This is a genomic window from Streptomyces sp. NPDC002232 (assembly GCF_042890295.1).
GTDB lineage: Bacteria > Actinomycetota > Actinomycetes > Streptomycetales > Streptomycetaceae > Streptomyces.
Window position 1 is genome coordinate 1,395,119 of record NZ_JBIARV010000001.1, and the last position, 19,705, is coordinate 1,414,823.

Genomic DNA, 19,705 nt, shown 5'->3' on the forward strand with positions numbered 1-19,705 from the left:
GTGCCTCCATTGATGCTTTTAGGCAGCCGAACGTGCCGGCCATGCCGCCCAAGGGGTGCTGGTGTGGTGCTATCCGACCTTGAAGACGGTCTTGATCCATCCGTTCGGTCTGGGTGTCAGCGTCACCGTTGACGCGAAAGAAGATTTCTCCTGGACGAGGATCTCGGGGGTCAGGACGCCCCCTCGGTCGACCATCCGGGCGAGCCACTCGATGTCGTCGACCAGCGAGCGCCGCGGATCGCCCTGGAGCAGGTGCATGGTCTCGATGACGCGGCCGTACCGGCCCTCGTCGCCCTCGAAGTCGCCCGGCTCGAACCTCTCGCACTCGCGTGCGGTGTGACCGACCGCGATCAGCCGGCCGTTGGCCCTCAGCTGCCGGAACGCCTGGACGAGGACCTCGCCCCCGACGGTGTCGATCACCGCCTCGACCGGCTCGCGGTTCTCCTGGGGCGTGGTGAACACTTCCCCGGCGCCCAGCTCGCGGTGGCGGGCGTGCCGCTCCGCCCTGCGGTCCACGGCGACCACGTGCGCGCCGGCCATCACGAGCAGCTGTACGGCGAAGACCCCCACGGCGGAGGCGGCGCCGGTCACCATCACGCGGGCGCCGAGCGTCGACCCCAGTCGGCGGATGACCCGGATCGCGGTGCCGCCGGCGACTCCGACGACGGCCATCGACGTCGGCGAGCTGTGCAGCGGGAGGCGGAAGGCGAGACGCTCGTCCACCGCCCGGTACTCGGCCCAGCCGCCCCAGTCGCCGAGCGTGGCGACCAGGTCGCCGGGCCGTAACCGCGAGACGGACCGCCCGGTCTCCAGCACCGTGCCGACGGCTTCCCAGCCGGGCACGGCCCCTCGGGGGGCGCTCGGCAGGATGTCGGTGACCTCGCCGAAGTTCGCCGAGGAGGCCCGCACGGAGACGAGGACCTGCCCCGCCTCGACGGCCGGGCGATCGACTTCGGCGGGCGCGATCCCGCCCTCGCCATCGGCCACCAAGGCCCACATGCGGTTGCCGCCCACGTCTTCGCCCCTCCCCGTCCCCACCGACCGGAGCAACTCCCAAGTGGAAGTGACTTCCAGATGAGTTATACACCCACTCAGGATCTGCTGCCTAGTGGGGGTCAATTCCACTTGGGTGCTGTTACGGTCGCTGCCATGGTGAATAAACCCCCTCAGAAGCCCCCAGTGGAGAACCTGCGTGACATCAAGAAAGCCGAGGTCAAACAGCAGATAGTGCGATCGGCGCGGGAGCTCGGCGCGCAGTCCGGATACGACGCGACGACCGTCGCCCAGATCTGTCAGCTCGCGCGTGTCGGCACCAGCACCTTCTTCCGGTACTTCCCGGAGAAGCAGTCGGTGTTCCTCGCCCCCGAGGTCGAGCTCTGGCACCGCTACCTGGAGGAACTGCCCGACGACGCCTCGACCATGGAGGACCTCAACGCTCCCCTGGAGCACGTCCTGTCGACGGCCGGCGAGCAGTGGGCCGACGACTTCGCCGCGTCCCTCGACCTCGCGGCGGGGAGCATGGCCCTGGCCAAGCACAGCTTCGACCACTGCGTCGAGATGGAGTGCACGATCCTGGACCGGGTCGTCGCCAACGGCACCCCGGAGAGCCTCGTCACGCACATGCGCGTCGGGGTCTTCCTGGCCTCGTGGCGCATCGCGCAGAGCCGCTGGCGCAGCGCGGACGACCGGACCATCGACTCGCTCGTCTCGCTCCGGCGCGAGGCGTTCGAGCTGGTCAGGCATCTCGGATCCGACCTGCACACGGGCTGATCCGGCGTAGGTCCCGCTGACTGATCCCGTCCATCGATCCCGTCAGCGGTCACGGGGGAACTTCGCCAGAAGTGGGCGGGGGCGCGAGCCGACATCGCGCCCTCTGTCACGACCGGCCCGCGCCACGGCCCCACGTGCCATGCTGGGCGGCATGGACCTGGAGGACCTGAAGAGACTGCGCCGCGCGCGGGACACGATGGACCGCGACTACGCGTCGCCCCTGGACGTCCCGGCCCTCGCCAGGGTCGCCCTGATGTCCACGGGCCACTTCGCCCGCAGCTTCCGCACCGCGTTCGGCGAGACGCCGTACAGCTATCTGATGACCCGCCGCGTCGAGCGTGCGAAGGCACTGCTCCGCCGGGGAGACCTGAGCGTGACCGAGGTCTGCTTCGAGGTGGGCTGCACCTCGCTCGGCTCCTTCAGCTCGCGCTTCACCGAGCTCGTCGGCGAGACGCCCAGCGCCTACCGCGCCCGGGGCCACGGCGACGGCGGCCACGAGGAGGGCGCCGCGATGCCCGCCTGCGTCGCCAAGGTGCTGACCCGGCCGGTGAGGAACGGCGCCCCCGCGCAAGCGGTCAGGATCGGAGAAGCGGGAACGGGCACCTCGCCGTAGCGTCGAGGACATGAACGACATCAAGCTCTCGCAGTGCTTCATCACCGTCGACGACGCCGACGCGGCGCTCGGTTTCTACCGGGACGCGCTCGGCCTCCAGGTCCGCAACGACGTCGGCTACGAGGGGATGCGCTGGGTGACCCTCGGGTCCCCCGAGCAGCCCGACGTGGCGGTCGTACTGGAGACCCCGCTCCCCGACCCCAGCGCCTCGGAGGCCGACCGGCAGGCCGTCAAGGACCTGCTCGCCAAGGGGCTGCTGCGCGGCGTGATCTTCGCGACCGAGGACGTCGACGCCACCTTCGAGCGCGTCCGGGCGGCCGGCGGCGACGTGCTCCAGGAGCCGGTCGACCAGCACTACGGCGTCCGCGACTGCGCCTTCCGCGACCCGTCCGGCAACATGATCCGCTTCGCCCAGCCCAAGTCCTGACGCCCCCTCCGGGCCCGCCCCCTCCCCGTCGCCCGGGGCAGGGGGCGCCGCCGTGCCAGCATGGAGCCGAAGGTCCAACAGGGGAGCTAACCATGGCAGTTGACGAGCGGGACGCCGAGACGACGGCTCCTCGCAGGCGATCGGACGTCCTGGACGAGCCGGCGGCCCCGGGCCCGGGGCGCTTCGCCGGACCGGCCACCGGGGCCGAACGGCCCCTGCTCGCCGGTTTCCTGGCGGACCAGCGGGCGACGCTCGAGCTCAAGTGCGCCGGGCTGGAGCAGGAGTTGGCGCTGCGGTCGGCGGAGCCCTCGACCCTCTCGCTGCTCGGCCTCGTCCGCCACCTGGCCGACGTCGAGCGCCACTGGTTCCGCGAGGTCCTCGCCGGCGAGGACGTACGCCCCCTCTTCTCCTCCCCGGACTCCCCGGACGGCGACTTCGAGGACGCCACGGCCGGGCCCGGGGCCGTCGAGGAGGCCTGGGAGGCGTGGCGGGCGGCGGTGGCCCACTCCGACCGCTTCACGGCCGAGGCGCCGGACCTCGACGTCACGGGCGAGGACGAGTGGCGGGGGCGGGTGTCGCTGCGGTGGGTGCTTGTCCACATGATCGAGGAGTACGCGCGGCACAACGGCCACGCGGATCTGCTGCGCGAACGGATCGACGGCACGAGGGGCTTGTAGCGCCCGGCAGCCGTGGGCCCGCGCCCGGCCGTTGTGGGCCCGCGCCCCCGCCGGCCGTTGTGGGCAGGCGTTCCGCAAGGGCGGAACGGGTGGGCACAACGGAACGGCGCCCTGCCGGCGCCAGAGGCTCCCGCGCCCGGACCTGCACCGACAGGTGCAGCACATGGCGGTGCGGGCCAGGGCGCAGAACGCGGAGGCGCCGCGAAAGGGCGCCGTCCCGTGTGCCCACCCGTCCCGCCCCAGCGGGACGATTGCCCACACGGGCAGCGGGCGACGGGCCCCACACGGGGGCGGGGTGCAGGCCCACACGGGCGCGAGCACAGGCCCGCACGGGAGGGCGGGCGCGGGCGCAGGCCCACGCGGACGGCGGGCGCGGGCGCAGGCCCGTACCGGGCGCACGGACCCACAGCGCGGAGGCCCCGTACGGGCGGGCGCGGCCCCACGGTGCACGGGCCCGTGCGGGCGTGCGCGCCCGACTCGCACCGCACCGCACCGCACCGCACCCGGGCGGGACGGGGCAGCAGGCCCAGGCCCCGGGACCCGCGGGCCCGACCCAGGCCGCACCGCACCGCACCGCACCGAGGGCGAGCCGGCCGCGCCGCCCACGGGCCCGACCCGGCCACCCGCCCAGCGCACCCGTCCGCTTCCCGACCATCCGCCACGGACCTACCCCCGCTTACCCTGGCGGACATGACAGCCATGGCGCCCACCCGCACCGAACCCGACCTCTCCTTTCTTCTCGATCACACCAGTCACGTGCTGCGCACCCGCATGGCCGCCGCCCTCGGGGAGATCGGGCTCACCGCGCGGATGCACTGCGTCCTGGTGCACGCCCTGGAGGAGGAGCGGACGCAGGCGCAGCTCGCCGAGATCGGGGACATGGACAAGACCACGATGGTGGTGACCGTCGACGCCCTGGAGAAGGCCGGGCTCGCCGAGCGCAGGCCGTCCACCACCGACCGCAGGGCGCGGATCATCGCCGTGACCGAGGCGGGCGCGGCGGTCGCCCGGCGGAGCCAGGAGATCGTCGACGGCGTCCACGAGAGCGCCCTGGCCGCCCTTCCCGACCAGGAGCGCACCGCCCTGCTGCGCGCCCTGGAGCGGCTGGCCGCCGGTCATCTCGCGACCGCCGTCGAGAGCCCGACGCCCGCCCGCCGGGCCCGGCAGCGCGGATGAGGCAGAACTACTCCCGTAAAAAATAGTCTGCAACAAAACCTTCTGCTAGCGTCACTCCTGTCGCCTCCGACGAACAGGAGTGGTCCCCATGCCCGCGCCCACCCGCCCCCGCCTCGCCCTCGGCGTCCTCGCCACCGGCATGCTCATGACGGTCCTCGACGGCAGCATCGTCACCGTCGCCCTGCCCGCCGTCCAGGCGGACCTCGGCTTCACCCCCGCCGGACTCAGCTGGGTCGTCAACGCCTACCTGATCGCCTTCGGCTCGCTCCTCCTCCTCGCCGGACGGCTCGGCGACCTCCTCGGCCGCAGGCGGATGTTCCTCGCGGGCACCGGGGTCTTCACCGCCGCCTCGCTCCTCGCCGGCCTCGCCACCACGCCCGCCGTCCTCATCGCCGCCCGCTTCCTCCAGGGCGTCGGCAGCGCGATGTCCTCCGCCGTCGGCCTCGGCATCCTGGTGACCCTCTTCACCGAGCCCCGCGCCCGGGCCCGCGCCATCGCCGTCTTCAGCTTCACCGGCGCCGCCGGCGCCTCCCTCGGCCAGGTCCTCGGCGGCGTCCTCACCGACGCCCTCGCCTGGAACTGGATCTTCTTCGTCAATCTCCCCATCGGCGTCGCCGCCCTGCTCGTCGCCGTCCGCGCCCTCCCCGCCGACCGCGGCCTCGGCCTGCGGGCCGGCGCCGACGTCGCCGGGGCGCTGCTGGTGACCGCCGGACTCATGACCGGGATCTACGCCGTCGTCACGATCGAGGAGCACGGGGCCGGTTCGGCGCACACCCTCGGCCTCGGGGCCCTCGCCGTCGCCCTCCTGGCCGGCTTCCTGCTCCGCCAGGCGAAGGCCGCCCACCCGCTCATGCCGCTGCGGATCCTCCGCTCCCGCAGCGTCGCCGGAGCGAACGCCGTCCAGATGCTGATGGTCGCCGCGCTCTTCTCCTTCCAGGTCCTCGTCGCCCTCTACCTCCAGAAGGTCCTCGGCTACGGGGCCGCCGAGACCGGCCTCGCGATGCTCCCCGCCGCGCTCGTCATCGGCGCCGTCTCTCTCGGCGCCTCGGCCCCCCTCATCGCCCGCTTCGGCGAGCGGAACGTCCTGCTCACCGGTCTCGTCCTGCTCACCGGCGTCCTCGGCCTGCTGGTCCGCGTCCCCGTCCACGCCTCGTACGCCACCGATCTGCTCCCGGTGATGCTGCTCGCCGCCGGTTTCGGCCTCGCGCTCCCCGCCCTCACCGGACTCGCCATGTCCGGCGCGCGCGAGGCGGACGCGGGCCTGGCCTCCGGGCTCTTCAACACCACCCAGCAGATCGGCATGGCCCTCGGCGTCGCGGTCCTCGCCACCCTGGCCGCCGCCCGCACCGAGACCCTCACGGCCGCCGGAAGGCCCGCGCCCGAGGCGCTGACCGGCGGCTACCACCTCGCCTTCGGCGTCGGCGCCGGACTCCTCCTGGTCGCCCTGACCGTCGCCCTCACCGTCCTGCGGCCCGCCGCCGCCCGGCCCCGGCAGCTGACAATGGCGGCATGAGAGCCGACCGACTCGTCGCCGCCCTGCTCTTCCTCCAGAGCACGCGGCGGCGCGTCACCGCCGCCGAACTCGCCGCCGAACTGGGCGTGTCCGAGCGCACCGCGCGCCGGGACCTCGAAGCGCTCGCGGCCGCCGGGATCCCGGTGTACTCGCAGGGCGGCGGCTGGTCGCTCGTCGGCGGAGCCCGTACCGACCTCACCGGGCTCACCGCCCCCGAGATCCGCGCGCTGTTCCTCCTCACCGGGCCGGACGCCGACGCCAGACCGGAGACCCGCACCGCGCTCCGCAAGCTCGTCCGGGCCCTCCCCGCCCCGCTGCGCGCGGACGCCGAGGCCGCCGCCGGCGCCGGGACCGTCGACGGCGCCGACTGGACGGGCACGGAGCCCGAGGAGGCCCGGCTCGCCGCGCTCCAGCGGGCCGTGGTCGACCGGAGGGAGCTGCGCATCGGGTACGCCCGGCCCGGCCGCGCCCCGCGCGAGCGGACCGTCCAGCCCCTCGGGATCGCCGCGAAGTCCGGGGTCCGCTACCTCCTCGCGGACACGGCGGACGGCCTGCGCGTCTTCCGCGTCGGCCGCGTCACCTCGGTCGCCGAGACCGGCGCCGCCGCCGTACGCCCCGAGGGCTTCGACCTCACCACCGCCTGGCGCGCGCTCGCCGCCCGCATGGAGGACCGGATGGTCGCCGCGACGGTCCGGGGCCGGGCCGCCCCGGACACCGGATCCGTCCTGGAGGGCCTGCTCGGCGGCCGCGTACGGTACGGGGAGCGGACCCCGGACGGCTGGACGGCCTTCGAGGCCGACGGCCCCTCCCCCGAGGTGATCGCCGCCCGCCTCGCCGGGCTCGGCGCCCGCGTGGAGCTGCTCGACCCGCCCTCGGCGCGCGCCGCACTGGCCCGCACCGGCGCCGAACTCACCGCCCTGTACGGGGCTCCAGGCACTCCGGCAGCCGCTCCGTGTGCACCAGGGCGAGCCGCGACACCGCCCGCGTGAGCACCACGTAGAGCCGGTTCGCGCCGCGCGGCTCGGCCGCCACGATCGCGGCCGGTTCGACCACCACCACGTGGTCGAACTCCAGGCCCTTGACGACCGACGCGGGCAGCACGGTCACCCGCCTCCCGCCCCCGTCGACCGCCCCGGCCTCGGCGGCCATCCCGGCCACCCGGTCGACGAGGTGGTCGGCCGTGACGACCCCCACCGAGCCCTCCGCCGCGAGCGCGGCCCGCACGGCCGCGCGGACCCCGGCGGCCAGGTCCGCCGTGCGGTGGACCGTCACCTCGCCGTCCCGGCGGACCGAGCGCCCCGGGGGCACGTCGGCCCCGAGCTCGGGCAGCAGCCGGTTGGCGAGGTCCACGACGGCCGCCGGGACGCGGTAGCCGAGGGTGAGCGGCACGACGGGCGTCCCGGGCTTGCCCAGGTGGGCCAGCTGCTCGCCCCAGTCGCGGGCGGCCCAGGGGGTGGTGCCCTGGGCGAGGTCCCCGAGGACGGTGAGCGAACCGAAGGCGGTGCGGCGGGCGACGGCCCGGCACTGCATGGGCGAGAGGTCCTGGGCCTCGTCGACGACGACGTGCCCGTAGCCCTCGGGCCGTTCGATCAGGCCCGCGAGCTCGTCGAGGAGGACGAGGTCGGCGGCGGTCCAGCGGGCGGAGCGGTGGGAGCGCGGCGGCCTGGTCCAGCGGATCGCGGCGGCCTCGGCCCCGGTCAGGCCCGGGACCCCCGGGCCCGCCGCCGCTTCCGCTTCCGTCTCCGTGGCGAAGGCCGCCGGGTCCGTCAGGACCTCCGCGAGGACCTCCTCGGGAGCGGCCTTCGGCCAGCACGCGTCGAGGAAGGCCGTCACCGCCCTCGCCCGCTCGGTCCGCCGCGCCCAGGCCGCGCCCAGCGGCCCCGCGCGGCGCTCGGCGCGGAGCTGGAGGGCCCGGACGACCCGGGCGCGGACCCGCTCGCGGCCGGTCGCGTAGGGCGGCGCCTCGTCCCGTACCGCCGCGACGATCGCGGCGAGCTCCGTCGCCGGGAGCCGCCAGTGGCTGGAGCCGTCACGGACCGCGAGGTCCTCTGCGGGGGCCGGGTCGACCCTGCCGTACAGGGCCCGGTGCAGCACCCCCGCCATCCGGACGTCGTGCTTGATCCGGGCCGCCTCCTCGCCGTCCTCGGCCCGGACCGGTTGGCGGGCGATCTCGTCGTCGAGGGTGGCCTGCCGGATGCCGGTCTCGCCGAGCGAGGGCAGCACCTCGGCGATGTACGAGAGGAAGGCCCGGTGGGGGCCGAGGACGAGGAGGCCGGAGCGGCGGATGCGCTGCGGATGCGTGTAGAGCAGGTACGCGGCCCGGTGCAGGCCCACCGCGGTCTTGCCGGTGCCGGGGGCGCCCTGCACGCACAGGGAGGTGGTGGGCCCGGAGCGCACGAGGTCGTCCTGCTCGGGCTGGATGGTGGCGGCGATGTCCCGCATGGGGCCCACCCGGGGGCGCTCGATCTCGCCGGCGAGGAGGGCGCTGACGGTGCCGGTGGAGCCGTCGGCGAGGCGCTCGTCCTCCAGGGCGGTCAGGTCCTCGGTCGCGCCCGCGCTGTTCGGGGCCCAGCCGAAGCGGCGGCGGCGCAGGACGCCCTGGGGGTCGTGCGCGCCGGCCTGGTAGTAGGCGCGGGAGACGGGCGCGCGCCAGTCGACGACGAGCGGCGGGGCGGCCGGGTGCTCGGCGATCCGGCGGCGGCCGATGTGGTGGACCTGACCGTCCTCGCGGTCGAGGCGCCCGAAGAAGAGCGGTCCGGGCGGCTGTTCGCGCATCTCCTTGATGCGGCTGCGCAGGTGGCGGCCGAGCGCCTCGGCGTCGGCGCCGGACGCGGCCACGTCCTCGCCGGTGACGACCTGGCCGGCCACGTCCTCCGTCATGCGGGTCAGGGCGGCGCGGCAGGCGTCGTGGTGGGAGCGTTCACGGGCGAGCTCGAGGTCCGGTGACGTCATTCCGCCCACCCTAGCGGAAACGTTACCGGGTTACATTTTTTACTTGAGTCACGAGAGAGGACCCCGCTCCCTCAGTACGGCCGCTCCCTCAGTACGGACCCGAACCCGCCCCCTCAGTACGGCAGCCCCTGCCGCAGCGAGCGGAACGCCCCCTCCGCCGCGGCCGTCGCGTCCCGCGCGACCTCCTCGACCGGATCCCCGGCCGCCAGGCGCGCCACGTTGTCGTCCGCGAGGATCCGGAGCACGGCCGTGATCTGCCCGGCCGCGAGCCGCGCGGTCAGCGGGTCCCCGCCGAGCACCTCGGCGAGGGCCGCCTCGGAGTTCATCTGGAAGCCGTGGACGCGGGCGAGCAGGGCCGGCGTCCCGTACAGGAGCCGGTGGTACGCCAGGACCGCCGGCACGTCGCAGAGCCCGGTGACCGGGTCGCGCCGCTCCAGCCCCTCGACCAGGTGCTCGTACAGCGCGTCGAGCGGCGGCGTGCCGTAGACCTTCCCGGCCTCCACCACGCGCGCGGACTCGCCCTCGTGGTCGGCGAACCGGTGCAGGACCAGGTCCTCCTTGGCGGGGAAGTACCGGAAGAGCGTCGGCTTCGACACCTCGGCGGCGGCGGCCACCTCCGCGACGGACACCCCGTCGAAGCCCTTCGCCAGGAACAGCGCGATGGCGGCGTCCGACAGCGCCTGCCGGGTGCGCTCCTTCTTCCGCTCGCGCAGCCCCGTCGGGTACTCGGGCTTCACGTACCCCGGCTCCACGTCGTCCCGGTCCATGAGGCCTTCCCTTCCACCAGTAGCGGCGAACATCCTAGTGACGCGCAGGGTCCGCACAGCGACGCGTGCGGCCCGCCTGGCAGCCGGGTCCGGCCCGACCGGTCAGAAGATGTCCGGCGAGAACGGCCGCAGCGGCGTGCGGAAGAGCAGGTCCGCGCGGGCCGCCGCCCCCGGCGTCAGCTCCTCGACCCGCCCGAGCCGGGCCAGCCGCACCGCCGACTCGTCGCCGAACGCGAGCGTGCCCGCCTCGGCGACGTCGAAGGCGAGGTCGGCCGACGCGGTGGTACGCGCGCAGGACGCGCCCGCCGGGGAGGCGTCGAGCCGGAACCGCCCGCCCGCGAGCCCGTCCGCGTCCCGGATCTCCAGGACGAGACCGTCCTCCACCGGATAGGTGCGGCCCTCCAGGACCCGGACCACGTCCAGCACCCGGACCCACAGCATGTCCACGTACGTCAGCGTCCTGGCCGCCCTCGGATCGGGCAGGAGCAGCGGCAGCGGATCGTCGGGCGCCCGGTAGCCGGAGCGGACGGTGGCGATCCAGTCGACCGAGCAGAGGTAGTGCCACAGGGCGCGCTCGGCCGCCGGCGTGACGGCGATCAGGTCCCGCACCGTCGCCGTGTTCAGCGGCTGCTTCGCGTCGTCCCACTTGTCGTCCGCGCCGTACGCGGCGTACCCCTCGACCTCACCGGACGCCGACCGGTACACCGCGTAGTAGGGCTCCCGCCACGGATCGCTCTGGTGGCCGAGGCCGGTGCCCCGCTCCCAGTCCCGCTGTTCGCGGTGGGTGACCCCGGCGCGGACACCGGCGAGCCGGCGGTGCAGCGCGGGGCCGATCCCGCGGATCTCCTCGGCGTCCGTCAGATCGATCCGGCCGCCGTCCTCCGGGCGGCCCGAGCGGCGCGGGTCGAGACCGGCCCGCCGCACGTCGACGCTCCACTCGGCGGCCCAGCTGGCCGGGCCGAAGCCGAACCGCCCGTAGATCGGGTACTCGGCGGCGATCAGCGTCGCGATCGCGTCGCCCCGCTCCTTCGCGGCGGCGAGGTCGGCGGACATCATCCGGCTGAGCAGCCCGCGCCTGCGGTGCGTCGGCGCGACCGTCACCTGGGTGATCGCGTCCGCGACGAGACTCCCGCCGCCGACCGTGCTGACCTCCTGCCGGAAGGACCGGAAGGTGGCGACCACCCGGTCCCGGTCGAAGGCGCCGAGGGTCCGCGCGAGGTCCGCGTGCGCCAGCCGGTCGGCGAGCTCCGCGTCGGAGACGACCGGCGTCCGGAGGAAGCCGGTGCGCAGCGCGACCTGCCAGTCGCGGAACTCGGACTCCGTCACCGTACGCACGTCGACACCCATTCCCCGACCCTACGCACGGCCCCCGGCGCCCCGCACGCGGGTTTCCGGCGGCTCAGGCGAGCAGGTCGTCGACCTGTGCCTCACCCTCCCGGTAGCGGCGGGCGATCTCCGCGCTGCAATCGTCGGCGGTCCGCTGGAGGTGCTGGCGGCGGCGCGAGACCTGCTGCTCGTACCCGGCCAGCCGCCCCATCGCCGCGTGCAGCTCGTCGTCCGTGCGGGCCGTCAGGTCCGACAGCTCGACCTCCGACAGCATCTCGGTCGCGAGCCGCCGGTACTCCTCGCCGCGCGGCGTCGACAGCGTCACGTGCCGCGCCGACGTGCGGTGCCGCGAGGGCACGTCGGCGAGGATCTCGGAGAGCCGGTCCAGGACCGGGGCCTCCGGGTCGGTCCGCCGCGCCAGCTCGGCGCGCAGGATGTCGATCCGGCCCTGGAGCATCCGGCGTACGTAGCTCAGGTCGGCCTCGTCGCTCTGCGCGTCCCGGCGCAGCGCGCGCAGTTCGGGCAGCCGCAGCGCGCCGAGATCGGGCTGCGCGCGGTCCGCCGGCTCGGCGCTCCGCTGCACGGGTGGGCGCGTCACGGGCCCTTGGCCCGGTCCTCCGCCCCGGGCTCCGGAGCGGATCAGCGGTACGGGGCCGGACGGCGTCGGCCCGGTGCCAGGTGCACTCATGAGAATCGTCCCCTCGACCGGTGCGGAACCGCACCGCCTCACACGCATGGTGCCACTCCTGCCCGTGCACGTGCAGGCGCTCTGCACCCGTTCGGCCCCTCGTCCTTCGGCCCCGGGCCCGCTGGGTAGGTTGGTGCGCATGCGAGCAGTGGTGCAGAGGGTCGACGGCGCGCGTGTCGTCGTCGCAGGGGAGACGGTCGGCGAGATCAGCGGCGAGGGGCTGTGCGTCCTGGTCGGGGTGACCCACGACGACACCCCGGAGAAGGCCGCCCGATTGGCCAGAAAACTCTGGTCCGTCCGGGTACTGGAGGACGAGAAGTCCTGCTCCGACGTGAACGCGCCGCTGCTCGTCATCTCCCAGTTCACCCTCTACGGAGACGCCCGCAAGGGCCGCCGCCCCACCTGGAACGCCGCGGCGCCCGGCCCCGTCGCCGAACCCCTGGTCGACGAGGTCGTCACCCAGCTCCGCCTGCTGGGCGCCCACGTGGAGACGGGCCGCTTCGGAGCGGACATGCGCGTCTCGCTCACGAACCACGGCCCGTTCACGGTGCTCCTGGACGTGTAGCCCTACGGCTCGACGACCGTCTCCTGCGCGGCGGCCGTCGTCCCGGCGATCAGCGGCGCGTCCACCGGCACGTTCCGCTTGACCAGCGCCAGGGCGATCGGCCCCAGCTCGTGGTGGCGGACCGCCGTCGTCACGAAGCCCAGCTGGCGGCCCTCCTCCCCGTCGGCCGCGAGCCGCAGCGGGGTCCCGTGGCCCGGCAGCAGCACCTCGCTGCCGTCCAGGTGCAGGAAGACCAGGCGGCGCGGCGGCTTCCCCAGGTTCTGCACCCGGGCGACGGTCTCCTGGCCCCGGTAGCAGCCCTTCTGGAGGTGGACGGCACTGCCGATGAGGCCGACCTCGTGCGGGATCGTCCGGTGGTCGGTCTCGAAGCCCAGCCGCGGCCGGTGCGCCTCGACGCGCAGCGCCTCGTACGCGAGGATCCCCGCGGCCGGACCGTGCGAGGCCGCGAAGGACTCCAGAGCGGCGCGCGGCAGGAACAGGTCCCGGCCGTGCGGGGTCTCCCGGACGACCGCGCCCTCGGGCACCTCGGCGATGGAGCCGGCCGGGAGGTGGACGACCGCGAGGTCCGCCGTACGGTCGGCGACCTCCACCCGGTAGAAGAACTTCATCGACTCCAGGTACGTCAGCAGCTCCTCGCGCGTCCCCGGCTCGACGTGCGCCCACACCGTCTCGCCGTCGTCGACGAGGTACAGGGCGTGCTCGATGTGCCCGTTCGCGGAGAGGATCAGCGCCTCGGTGGCCCGCCCGGGCGGCAGGTCCGTCATGTGCTGGGTGACGAGCAGGTGCAGCCAGCTCAGCCGGTCGGCACCGGAGACGGCGATCACGCCCCGGTGCGAGAGGTCGACGAAACCGTCGCCCTCCGAGAGGGCGCGCTGCTCGCGGAAGAGATCGCCGTAGTGCGCGGCGACGCCTTCGTCGCGGCCTTCGGCGGGGACGGCGCCGGGCAGGGACAACAGAGGGCTCTTCATGGAGAAAGCCTACGACCCGCCGGCCGCGTCCTTGTTCGAGCAGTCCCGGCAGCGGCCGAAGATCGCGAAGTGCTTCATGTCCGTCTCGAACCCGAAGGTCTCACGGAGCTTCCCGGTGAACTCCGCGGCCACCTCGACGTCCGCCTCGATCACCTCGGAGCAGTCCCGGCACACCAGGTGCAGATGGTGGTGCCGGTCGGCCAGGTGATAGGTCGGGGCCCCGTGCCCCAGATGCGCGTGACTGACGAGCCCGAGCTCCTCCAGGAGCTCCAGGGTCCGGTACACGGTGGAGATGTTCACCCCGGAGGCCGTCCTGCGGACCTCGCCGAGGATGTCGTCCGGAGTCGCGTGCTCCAGCGCGTCCACGGCCTCCAGGACAAGCTGGCGCTGCGGCGTCAGCCGATAGCCGCGCTGCCGCAGGTCGCTCTTCCAGTCGGTGCTCACCACGCCCCCAGTGTATGAGGACGCGGCGGGCACCCGGAGTGTCTAGCGGAAGAAGGCGATGCCGTCGTCCGGCATGTCGGGAAGGTTGCGGGCCATCTCCGCGACCTCCTCCGGCGTCACGACCTTCTTCAGGTGCGCCGACATGTACGGACGGAGCGGGACCTCGGGGGTCGCCTTCTCGCCCACCCACATCAGGTCGCTCTTCACGTAGCCGTAGAGGCGCTTGCCGCCGCTGTACGCGCCCGAGGCGGCGGTGCGGGCGACGGCGTCCGTCGCGAGGTCGATCTGCGGCTTCTGGTCGGCGAGCTCGCCGTACCAGATCTCGACGATGCCCTGGTCGCGGACCATGACGATCTCGACCTTGCGGTCCTTGTCGATCCGCCAGTAGCCGCTCTCGCTCTCCAGCGGACGGACCTTGTTGCCGTCGTTGTCGAGGACCCAGGAGTGCGAGTGGTACTCGAGGAAGTCCCGGCCGTCGTGGCTGAACGTCACGGACTGGCCGAAGTTGCACTTCTCGGCGCCGGGGAAGTCGGAGACGCCCGCGCCCTCCCACGTACCGAGCAGGAACGCGAGGGGGACGAGGTCCGGGTTGAGGTCGGACGGGATCTCGATCATGAGCAGCTCTGGCGTTCTCTAGAAGTGGTTACCGCTGGCCCTGGTACAGCTTCTTCACGGTCAGACCGGCGAAGGCGATCACGCCGACGGCGACCAGGACCAGGAGGGTTTCGAAGAAAACGATCACGGGGTGCTCCTCGACTGAGCGGTGAAGGCGGAACGGGCCGGACCCCAGCTTAGTGGGCGGGGGTCCGGCCCACTCGGTGAGGTGGGTCTCCCGAAGATCGCCGAGGGCTCAGCCGAGCAGCTGCGCCTGGAGCGCGACGGTCTGCTGGAAGGGCACCGTGAGCGTCCCGCCCTTCCGGGTCTGGGTGACCACCGCGAGCGGCTTCGCCGGGTAGGCGAGGCCGGGCTGGTTCAGCGGCGGGAGCGCGGTGGGTTCGCGGTCGGCATGGATGCCGTAGCCCACGGCGGTGCCGCCGACGAGGCCGAGGACGGCGGCGACGGCGAGGAGCCCGACGGTGCGGAGCACACGGCGCGGCTGCCGGACCGGAGGTGCGGCTTCCGGAGCCGGCTCCGCCCCTGGCGGTTCTGATGTATCCGTGTTTCGGATACTTTCTTCGATGCTCAAGAGTCCCCCCACGAGACCTGAAGCGCGGATTCCGTCACCCGCGCACACAGCTGACACGTGAGGGGCGCGGGGAGTTGCGCCGGCTCGCATTACAGTTCGGCATATGGCGAAGAAGCTCGTGATCAAGGTGACCGCCGGGGCCGACGCCCCCGAACGCTGCTCCCAGGCCTTCACGGTGGCCGCCGTCGCCGTCGCCAGCGGCGTCGAGGTCTCGCTCTGGCTGACCGGCGAGTCCTCGTGGTTCGCGCTGCCGGGCCGCGCGGCCGAGTTCGACCTCCCGCACGCGGCGCCGCTGCCGGACCTGATCGATTCGATCCTGGCGGCCGGCCGCGTCACGCTCTGCACGCAGTGCGCGGCACGCCGGGAGATCACGGAGGGGGACGTCCTGGAGGGCGTCCGGATCGCCGGCGCCCAGGTCTTCGTCCAGGAGGCGATGACCGACGGGACGCAGGCCCTCGTCTACTGATCCACCGTCCCGGCTACCGGCTACCGATTCACCGCTCGCGGCTACCGATTCACCGCTCCCGGCGCTTCTTGCCGTCGAGTTCGTCCCACCACTCGTCCGACTTCTGGTCGCCGGACGGATCGTCCCACCAGCGGTCGTCCGGGCCCCGGCGGTTCGCGACCATCGCGGCGACCGGGGGGATGACCATGGCGACGACGCACATGCCGACGGCGACCGGCATCGAGAAGAGCCGCACGACGGCCCAGGCGCCCACGAAGAGCAGCAGGCAGGCGCCCATCATCCAGAAGTAGACGTGGCGACGTCGTGCGTACACCCCTCCAGCGTACGACCGGAAGCCGCACGCGGACAGACCGGAGGGCCGTGCCTCAAGTCCTGGAATAGGCGTCCAACCCCCCAGGAGGCACGGCCCTCCGGCCGTTCGGGTGCCGTCGGATCAGACGGCGATGGCGACCTCGGCCAGGCCGCCCTTCTGGGCCACGACCTTGCGGTCGGCGGTGCCGCCGGGAACCAGGGCGCGGACCGTCCAGGTGCCCTCGGCCGCGTAGAAACGGAACTGACCGGTGGCGGAGGTCGGGACCTCGGCCGTGAACTCGCCGGTCGAGTCCAGGAGGCGGACGTAACCGGTGACGGGCTCGCCGTCCTTGGTCACGAAGCCCTGGATGGTGGTCTCACCGGGCTTGATCGTCGAGGCGTCGGGGCCGCCGGGCTGCGCTCCACACATGTCGTTCTGTCCTTACGGTCGAGGGGTCCGGAGAAGGGGAGGGATCCGGGGAGTTACTTGTTGGCGCCGAGCTCGATCGGCACGCCGACGAGGGAGCCGTACTCGGTCCAGGAGCCGTCGTAGTTCTTGACGTTCGGGACCTCGAGCAGCTCGTGCAGGACGAACCAGGTCAGCGCGGAGCGCTCGCCGATGCGGCAGTAGGCGATGGTGTCCTTCGCCAGGTCGACCTGCTCGTCCTCGTAGAGGGCCTTGAGCTCGTCGTCCGACTTGAACGTGCCGTCGTCGTTGGCGTTCTTCGACCACGGGATGTTGCGGGCGCTCGGCACGTGGCCGGGGCGCTGCGACTGCTCCTGCGGGAGGTGCGCCGGGGCGAGCAGCTTGCCGGAGAACTCGTCGGGCGAGCGGACGTCGACCAGGTTCTGGGCGCCGATCGCGGACACGACGTCGTCGCGGAAGGCGCGGATCGAGGAGTCCTGGGCCTTGGCCTTGTACTCCGTGGCCGGGCGGGCCGGCACCTCGACGACGAGGTCGCGGGAGTCGAGCTCCCACTTCTTGCGGCCGCCGTCGAGGAGCTTGACGTCCTGGTGGCCGTAGAGCTTGAAGTACCAGTACGCGTAGGAGGCGAACCAGTTGTTGTTGCCGCCGTAGAGGACGACCGTGGTGTCGTTGCCGATGCCCTTGGCCGACAGGAGCTTCTCGAAGCCCTCCTGGTCGATGAAGTCGCGGCGGACCGGGTCCTGCAGGTCCTGGGTCCAGTCGATCCGGATGGCGTTGCGGATGTGGTTCTTCTCGTACGCCGAGGTGTCCTCGTCGACCTCGACGATGGCGACCTGCGGGTTGTCGAGGTTGGCCTCGACCCAGTCCGCGTCGACCAGGACGTCGCTGCGAGCCATGCTGTTCTCCTCCGGGGCAGTGTGCGGGGGCGTGCTGCGGTGGTGCGGTGCGTGCGGCCGGTACGCGTCGTCGCGTGCGTACGGACGGTGGACGTGCGTACGGCTCTGCACAGGGCGGCCCCGACCTCGGTCGAAGGGCCTGCGGGATACGGGAGTGGGCGTCCCGCTCAGACCGGGCGACAGAGCATGGCGGCGACGCGGCACAGGTCGACTGCCCGCCGCTTCGTGAGATCCGCCTGTCGCTTCATGCCCTCGATCGTAGGGACGGACAGGCGGCCGTGTCACCGGTGTGTCGTATTTTGAGACGCGATCGTCCGAGATACGAGACGTGATCACGGTGCGCGTCGGCTCCGGACGCCTCCGCACCCCGGTGTCCGCTTCGTCTTCTGCGGATCGGACGCCGATGTCTCAGCATATGAAAAACGGGGGCCCTCAGGCCCCCGTACCCGTCCCCGGGCCCCGTCACCCGGCCAGGACGACGTCGCTTCCGGTCACCGTGACCGCCAGGCCGTCCGGGCGCGGCTCGACCTTCTCCACCTTCATGCCGGCGATCCTGCCGATCGACCGCTGGAAGTCGGTCCGCTCGCGGACCAGGTCCTCCACGCCCGGAATGCCCTCGCCCGGCACCTCGTCGGCGCGGACCTTGAGGGTGTCGCCGTCCACGACGGTCACCGTGGAGAGCACCGAGCGGGTCAGACTGCGGCCCAGGATCTTCACGCTGCCGGTGACCTTCACCTTGCCGTCGCCGCCGTAGGCGACGGTGGCGCCCCGGTCGGAGGCGGCGGTGAGGTCCGGGTACGAGATGAGGGCCGTGCCGCGCGCGGAGCCGGCCTTCGCGCCCGCCCAGTCGCCGGTGACGGTCACGTCCCGCAGGGCCATGGTCAGCTCGCCGACCCGGATGTCCTTGTCGCCCGCCGAGGCCCGGACGCCGGTCGCCTTCACGTCGACCTCGTCGAAGCGCTTGTCCGCCACCTGGGTCAGGAAGGGGAAGCCCTTGATGTCGACGTCGATCGCGTCGGCGCGCGTGCCCGACAGCTTGACCCGGCTCGACGCCTCCGACTCGGCGTACGACACGGCCAGCCGGTCGATCCCGACGAGGATCCCGCCCAGCACGACGGCCAAGATCAACAGAATCCGCAGTGCTCGCATGGGCTGAGCGTCCCCCCGTTTTGCCTTCTGTAACAGTTCCGGCCCCCCGACACGAAGATCGACGTGTCGGAGGGCCGGTTGGTTCCCGCGGCGGGAGGGACCGCCGGTCAGGCCAGTGCGCGGCCCAGCAGGTAGACGGCGGGTGCGGCGGCGGTGAGCGGCAGCGCGACGCCCGCGGTCATGTGGACGAAGCGCGACGGGTAGTCGTAGCTGGCCACCCGCAGGCCGATCAGGGCGCAGACGCCGGCGCCGAGGCCGAGCAGCGCCCCGGAGGAGCCCAGGTCGGTGACGCCGCCGGCGGCGATCCCGGCGCCCGCCGAGGCGAGCAGCGCGGCGACCGCGGAGACCGGTCCGGGCAGCGGCAGCGCCCGTGCGAGGACGGCGGCGGCGACGGCGGCCCCGCCGACGACCACGGCGTCCGGTTCGGCGCCCAGGTGCCCGGTGGCGACGACCGTCAGGGCCGCGGCGGCGATGGTGGCCATCAGGCCGTACATGCGCTCGTCGGGGTCGGCGTGGCTGCGCAGCTGGAGGACCAGGCAGAGCAGCACCCAGACGCCGAGCGTGCCGAGGATCGCGGCGGCCGCGTGCTCCCGGCCGACGGCGAGGAGCGCGGCGTCGGAGACCAGGCCGCCGAGGAAGGCGAGGGCGATGCCCTGCCGGGCGGGCCACATGCCGTTGAGCCGGAACCAGCCGGCGGCGGTGAGGCCCTGGAGCAGGACGAGCGGGACGAGCAGCCCGTACGGGCCGAGGGAGGCACCGCCCGCGAGGAGCAGGCCCAGGACGGCGGTCAGGGCGGCGGGCCGCATGCCCGGCGCGATGATCGGCGACCGGCCCTCGGCGCGGGCGCGCTGGGCGTCGGTGATGCGGGTGTTCCCGGAGGTGGTGGGCGAGGAGTAGGCGGGCCCCTCCCCGGCCGGGGCCGCGGGGGCGGCGGCGGCCGGGGGCACGGGGGCGGCGGCCGGCTCGGGTGCGGGCTCGGCGGCCGGCTCCTCGTAGTACGCGGCGGGCGCCCCCTGCGAGGCGTACGCCTGCTGCGCGTAGGGCGGCTGCTGCTCGTACGGCGGCTGCTGCTCGTACGGCGGCTGCTGCCCGTACCCCTGCCCGGCGTAGGGCTGCTGCCCGTACATCTGCTGCCCGGGGGGCTGGTGTCCGTACGCCTGCCCCTCCGGCGGCTGCTCCGGGGCCTGTCCGTACGCCTGCTGCTCGTACGGCCGCGGGTGCGGCTCCTGGGGCCCGGCCGCCCGGGCCGCCTGGACCTGGTCGTACGACACGGCCGGCTGGTACGTGGTGTCCCAGGTCTGCCCCTCCCACGTCTGCGTGACGTCGGCGGGGTTCTGCTGCCCGTTCGCGTACGGGTCGTACGGCTGCCCGCCGTGGTACTGGTCGTTGCTCATGCTGTGGGGG

Annotated in this window: 24 protein-coding genes; 9 read left to right on the forward strand and 15 right to left on the reverse strand. The window is 73.5% G+C overall.

Annotated features, from left to right (window positions below):
- Positions 1-69 precede the first annotated feature (69 nt).
- On the reverse strand, positions 70-1,014 hold the full coding sequence (locus tag ACFYXU_RS06450) for a zinc-binding dehydrogenase (RefSeq protein ID WP_361392710.1): 945 nt from the start codon (positions 1,012-1,014) through the stop codon (positions 70-72).
- 165 nt (positions 1,015-1,179) lie between these two features.
- Here ACFYXU_RS06450 and ACFYXU_RS06455 point away from each other — a divergent pair, with 165 nt between their 5' ends.
- The 7 genes from ACFYXU_RS06455 to ACFYXU_RS06485 all read left to right on the forward strand — a co-directional run bounded on the left by ACFYXU_RS06455 (position 1,180) and on the right by ACFYXU_RS06485 (position 7,165).
- Positions 1,180-1,770: a helix-turn-helix domain-containing protein gene (locus ACFYXU_RS06455; protein WP_361392707.1), complete on the forward strand. Its 591-nt coding sequence runs from the start codon at positions 1,180-1,182 to the stop codon at positions 1,768-1,770.
- Between the two features lie 151 nt (positions 1,771-1,921).
- Positions 1,922-2,383 (forward strand): helix-turn-helix transcriptional regulator, encoded by a 462-nt coding sequence (locus tag ACFYXU_RS06460; protein ID WP_329849829.1) that lies wholly within the window; start codon positions 1,922-1,924, stop codon positions 2,381-2,383.
- Between the two features lie 10 nt (positions 2,384-2,393).
- Positions 2,394-2,810: a VOC family protein gene (locus ACFYXU_RS06465; protein WP_329849827.1), complete on the forward strand. Its 417-nt coding sequence runs from the start codon at positions 2,394-2,396 to the stop codon at positions 2,808-2,810.
- Positions 2,811-2,902: 92 nt separating this feature from the next.
- Complete coding sequence (locus ACFYXU_RS06470) at positions 2,903-3,487, forward strand: DinB family protein (protein WP_376509729.1); 585 nt, start codon at positions 2,903-2,905, stop codon at positions 3,485-3,487.
- Positions 3,488-4,177: 690 nt separating this feature from the next.
- The gene (locus ACFYXU_RS06475; RefSeq protein WP_384562303.1) at positions 4,178-4,663 is read left to right on the forward strand and encodes a MarR family winged helix-turn-helix transcriptional regulator; all 486 of its coding nucleotides are present in this window, start codon (positions 4,178-4,180) and stop codon (positions 4,661-4,663) included.
- Between the two features lie 88 nt (positions 4,664-4,751).
- Positions 4,752-6,176 (forward strand): MFS transporter, encoded by a 1,425-nt coding sequence (locus ACFYXU_RS06480; protein ID WP_389456692.1) that lies wholly within the window; start codon positions 4,752-4,754, stop codon positions 6,174-6,176.
- On the forward strand, positions 6,173-7,165 hold the full coding sequence (locus ACFYXU_RS06485) for a helix-turn-helix transcriptional regulator (protein ID WP_389407617.1): 993 nt from the start codon (positions 6,173-6,175) through the stop codon (positions 7,163-7,165). The genes ACFYXU_RS06480 and ACFYXU_RS06485 overlap by 4 nt, the downstream gene beginning before the upstream one ends.
- Here the strand turns inward: ACFYXU_RS06485 and ACFYXU_RS06490 are convergent.
- The 4 genes from ACFYXU_RS06490 to ACFYXU_RS06505 form a co-directional block, all read right to left on the reverse strand.
- The gene (locus ACFYXU_RS06490) at positions 7,086-9,128 is read right to left on the reverse strand and encodes a HelD family protein (protein WP_389456694.1); all 2,043 of its coding nucleotides are present in this window, start codon (positions 9,126-9,128) and stop codon (positions 7,086-7,088) included. The two genes, ACFYXU_RS06485 and ACFYXU_RS06490, sit on opposite strands and share 80 nt — an antisense overlap.
- A 113-nt stretch (positions 9,129-9,241) precedes the next feature.
- On the reverse strand, positions 9,242-9,895 hold the full coding sequence (locus ACFYXU_RS06495) for a TetR/AcrR family transcriptional regulator (RefSeq protein ID WP_329849819.1): 654 nt from the start codon (positions 9,893-9,895) through the stop codon (positions 9,242-9,244).
- A 102-nt stretch (positions 9,896-9,997) separates the two neighbouring features.
- The gene (locus ACFYXU_RS06500) at positions 9,998-11,242 is read right to left on the reverse strand and encodes a GNAT family N-acetyltransferase (protein ID WP_389407619.1); all 1,245 of its coding nucleotides are present in this window, start codon (positions 11,240-11,242) and stop codon (positions 9,998-10,000) included.
- Between the two features lie 52 nt (positions 11,243-11,294).
- A complete protein-coding gene (locus tag ACFYXU_RS06505) occupies positions 11,295-11,909 on the reverse strand; it encodes an ABC transporter substrate-binding protein (protein ID WP_361392684.1) in 615 nt (204 codons plus the stop codon).
- A 139-nt stretch (positions 11,910-12,048) separates the two neighbouring features.
- On the opposite strand from ACFYXU_RS06505, the gene dtd reads away from it, so the two are divergent.
- Positions 12,049-12,474, forward strand: coding sequence for a D-aminoacyl-tRNA deacylase (dtd, locus tag ACFYXU_RS06510; RefSeq protein ID WP_376509741.1), 426 nt, complete (start codon positions 12,049-12,051; stop codon positions 12,472-12,474).
- 2 nt (positions 12,475-12,476) lie between these two features.
- Here the strand turns inward: dtd and ACFYXU_RS06515 are convergent, their stop codons facing one another.
- The 4 genes from ACFYXU_RS06515 to ACFYXU_RS06530 all read right to left on the reverse strand — a co-directional run bounded on the left by ACFYXU_RS06515 (position 12,477) and on the right by ACFYXU_RS06530 (position 14,973).
- Positions 12,477-13,442, reverse strand: coding sequence for a YgfZ/GcvT domain-containing protein (locus tag ACFYXU_RS06515; RefSeq protein ID WP_376509743.1), 966 nt, complete (start codon positions 13,440-13,442; stop codon positions 12,477-12,479).
- A 9-nt stretch (positions 13,443-13,451) separates the two neighbouring features.
- Positions 13,452-13,889: a transcriptional repressor gene (locus ACFYXU_RS06520; RefSeq protein ID WP_329849809.1), complete on the reverse strand. Its 438-nt coding sequence runs from the start codon at positions 13,887-13,889 to the stop codon at positions 13,452-13,454.
- A gap of 39 nt (positions 13,890-13,928) precedes the next feature.
- Positions 13,929-14,501: an FABP family protein gene (locus ACFYXU_RS06525; protein WP_329849808.1), complete on the reverse strand. Its 573-nt coding sequence runs from the start codon at positions 14,499-14,501 to the stop codon at positions 13,929-13,931.
- Between the two features lie 235 nt (positions 14,502-14,736).
- Complete coding sequence (locus tag ACFYXU_RS06530) at positions 14,737-14,973, reverse strand: hypothetical protein (RefSeq protein WP_389407620.1); 237 nt, start codon at positions 14,971-14,973, stop codon at positions 14,737-14,739.
- 202 nt (positions 14,974-15,175) lie between these two features.
- Between ACFYXU_RS06530 and ACFYXU_RS06535 the strand changes: the two genes are divergently transcribed.
- Positions 15,176-15,538 (forward strand): DsrE family protein, encoded by a 363-nt coding sequence (locus tag ACFYXU_RS06535; protein ID WP_389407621.1) that lies wholly within the window; start codon positions 15,176-15,178, stop codon positions 15,536-15,538.
- A gap of 49 nt (positions 15,539-15,587) precedes the next feature.
- Here the strand turns inward: ACFYXU_RS06535 and ACFYXU_RS06540 are convergent, their stop codons facing one another.
- The 6 genes from ACFYXU_RS06540 to ACFYXU_RS06565 all read right to left on the reverse strand — a co-directional run bounded on the left by ACFYXU_RS06540 (position 15,588) and on the right by ACFYXU_RS06565 (position 19,695).
- Positions 15,588-15,851, reverse strand: coding sequence for a DUF3099 domain-containing protein (locus tag ACFYXU_RS06540; protein ID WP_389407622.1), 264 nt, complete (start codon positions 15,849-15,851; stop codon positions 15,588-15,590).
- Positions 15,852-15,971: 120 nt separating this feature from the next.
- The gene (locus ACFYXU_RS06545) at positions 15,972-16,259 is read right to left on the reverse strand and encodes a DUF1416 domain-containing protein (RefSeq protein WP_030220952.1); all 288 of its coding nucleotides are present in this window, start codon (positions 16,257-16,259) and stop codon (positions 15,972-15,974) included.
- Positions 16,260-16,312: 53 nt separating this feature from the next.
- On the reverse strand, positions 16,313-17,152 hold the full coding sequence (locus tag ACFYXU_RS06550; RefSeq protein ID WP_329849800.1) for a sulfurtransferase: 840 nt from the start codon (positions 17,150-17,152) through the stop codon (positions 16,313-16,315).
- A 167-nt stretch (positions 17,153-17,319) separates the two neighbouring features.
- Positions 17,320-17,400, reverse strand: coding sequence for an Ms5788A family Cys-rich leader peptide (locus ACFYXU_RS06555; RefSeq protein ID WP_351229977.1), 81 nt, complete (start codon positions 17,398-17,400; stop codon positions 17,320-17,322).
- A gap of 214 nt (positions 17,401-17,614) precedes the next feature.
- Positions 17,615-18,301 carry a DUF2993 domain-containing protein gene (locus tag ACFYXU_RS06560; RefSeq protein WP_376509754.1) on the reverse strand — a complete coding sequence of 229 codons (687 nt, stop codon included), beginning with the start codon at positions 18,299-18,301 and terminating at the stop codon, positions 17,615-17,617.
- A 107-nt stretch (positions 18,302-18,408) separates the two neighbouring features.
- Entirely contained in the window at positions 18,409-19,695 is a 1,287-nt protein-coding gene (locus ACFYXU_RS06565) for a hypothetical protein (protein WP_389407623.1), read from the reverse strand.
- Positions 19,696-19,705: the final 10 nt, after the last annotated feature.

What these genes read in the sequence shown, in the direction of transcription:
- ACFYXU_RS06460 (WP_329849829.1), top strand. Translation starts at nt 1,922, where the DNA reads ATGGACCTGGAGGACCTGAAGAGACTGCGCCGCGCGCGGGACACGATG.
- ACFYXU_RS06465 (WP_329849827.1), top strand. Translation starts at nt 2,394, where the DNA reads ATGAACGACATCAAGCTCTCGCAGTGCTTCATCACCGTCGACGACGCC.
- ACFYXU_RS06470 (WP_376509729.1), top strand. Translation starts at nt 2,903, where the DNA reads ATGGCAGTTGACGAGCGGGACGCCGAGACGACGGCTCCTCGCAGGCGA.
- ACFYXU_RS06475 (WP_384562303.1), top strand. Translation starts at nt 4,178, where the DNA reads ATGACAGCCATGGCGCCCACCCGCACCGAACCCGACCTCTCCTTTCTT.
- ACFYXU_RS06480 (WP_389456692.1), top strand. Translation starts at nt 4,752, where the DNA reads ATGCCCGCGCCCACCCGCCCCCGCCTCGCCCTCGGCGTCCTCGCCACC.
- ACFYXU_RS06485 (WP_389407617.1), top strand. Translation starts at nt 6,173, where the DNA reads ATGAGAGCCGACCGACTCGTCGCCGCCCTGCTCTTCCTCCAGAGCACG.
- ACFYXU_RS06490 (WP_389456694.1), bottom strand. Translation starts at nt 9,128, where the DNA reads ATGACGTCACCGGACCTCGAGCTCGCCCGTGAACGCTCCCACCACGAC.
- ACFYXU_RS06495 (WP_329849819.1), bottom strand. Translation starts at nt 9,895, where the DNA reads ATGGACCGGGACGACGTGGAGCCGGGGTACGTGAAGCCCGAGTACCCG.
- ACFYXU_RS06500 (WP_389407619.1), bottom strand. Translation starts at nt 11,242, where the DNA reads ATGGGTGTCGACGTGCGTACGGTGACGGAGTCCGAGTTCCGCGACTGG.
- ACFYXU_RS06505 (WP_361392684.1), bottom strand. Translation starts at nt 11,909, where the DNA reads ATGAGTGCACCTGGCACCGGGCCGACGCCGTCCGGCCCCGTACCGCTG.
- dtd (WP_376509741.1), top strand. Translation starts at nt 12,049, where the DNA reads ATGCGAGCAGTGGTGCAGAGGGTCGACGGCGCGCGTGTCGTCGTCGCA.
- ACFYXU_RS06515 (WP_376509743.1), bottom strand. Translation starts at nt 13,442, where the DNA reads ATGAAGAGCCCTCTGTTGTCCCTGCCCGGCGCCGTCCCCGCCGAAGGC.
- ACFYXU_RS06525 (WP_329849808.1), bottom strand. Translation starts at nt 14,501, where the DNA reads ATGATCGAGATCCCGTCCGACCTCAACCCGGACCTCGTCCCCCTCGCG.
- ACFYXU_RS06535 (WP_389407621.1), top strand. Translation starts at nt 15,176, where the DNA reads ATGGCGAAGAAGCTCGTGATCAAGGTGACCGCCGGGGCCGACGCCCCC.
- ACFYXU_RS06545 (WP_030220952.1), bottom strand. Translation starts at nt 16,259, where the DNA reads ATGTGTGGAGCGCAGCCCGGCGGCCCCGACGCCTCGACGATCAAGCCC.
- ACFYXU_RS06550 (WP_329849800.1), bottom strand. Translation starts at nt 17,152, where the DNA reads ATGGCTCGCAGCGACGTCCTGGTCGACGCGGACTGGGTCGAGGCCAAC.
- ACFYXU_RS06555 (WP_351229977.1), bottom strand. Translation starts at nt 17,400, where the DNA reads ATGAAGCGACAGGCGGATCTCACGAAGCGGCGGGCAGTCGACCTGTGC.
- ACFYXU_RS06560 (WP_376509754.1), bottom strand. Translation starts at nt 18,301, where the DNA reads ATGCGAGCACTGCGGATTCTGTTGATCTTGGCCGTCGTGCTGGGCGGG.
- ACFYXU_RS06565 (WP_389407623.1), bottom strand. Translation starts at nt 19,695, where the DNA reads ATGAGCAACGACCAGTACCACGGCGGGCAGCCGTACGACCCGTACGCG.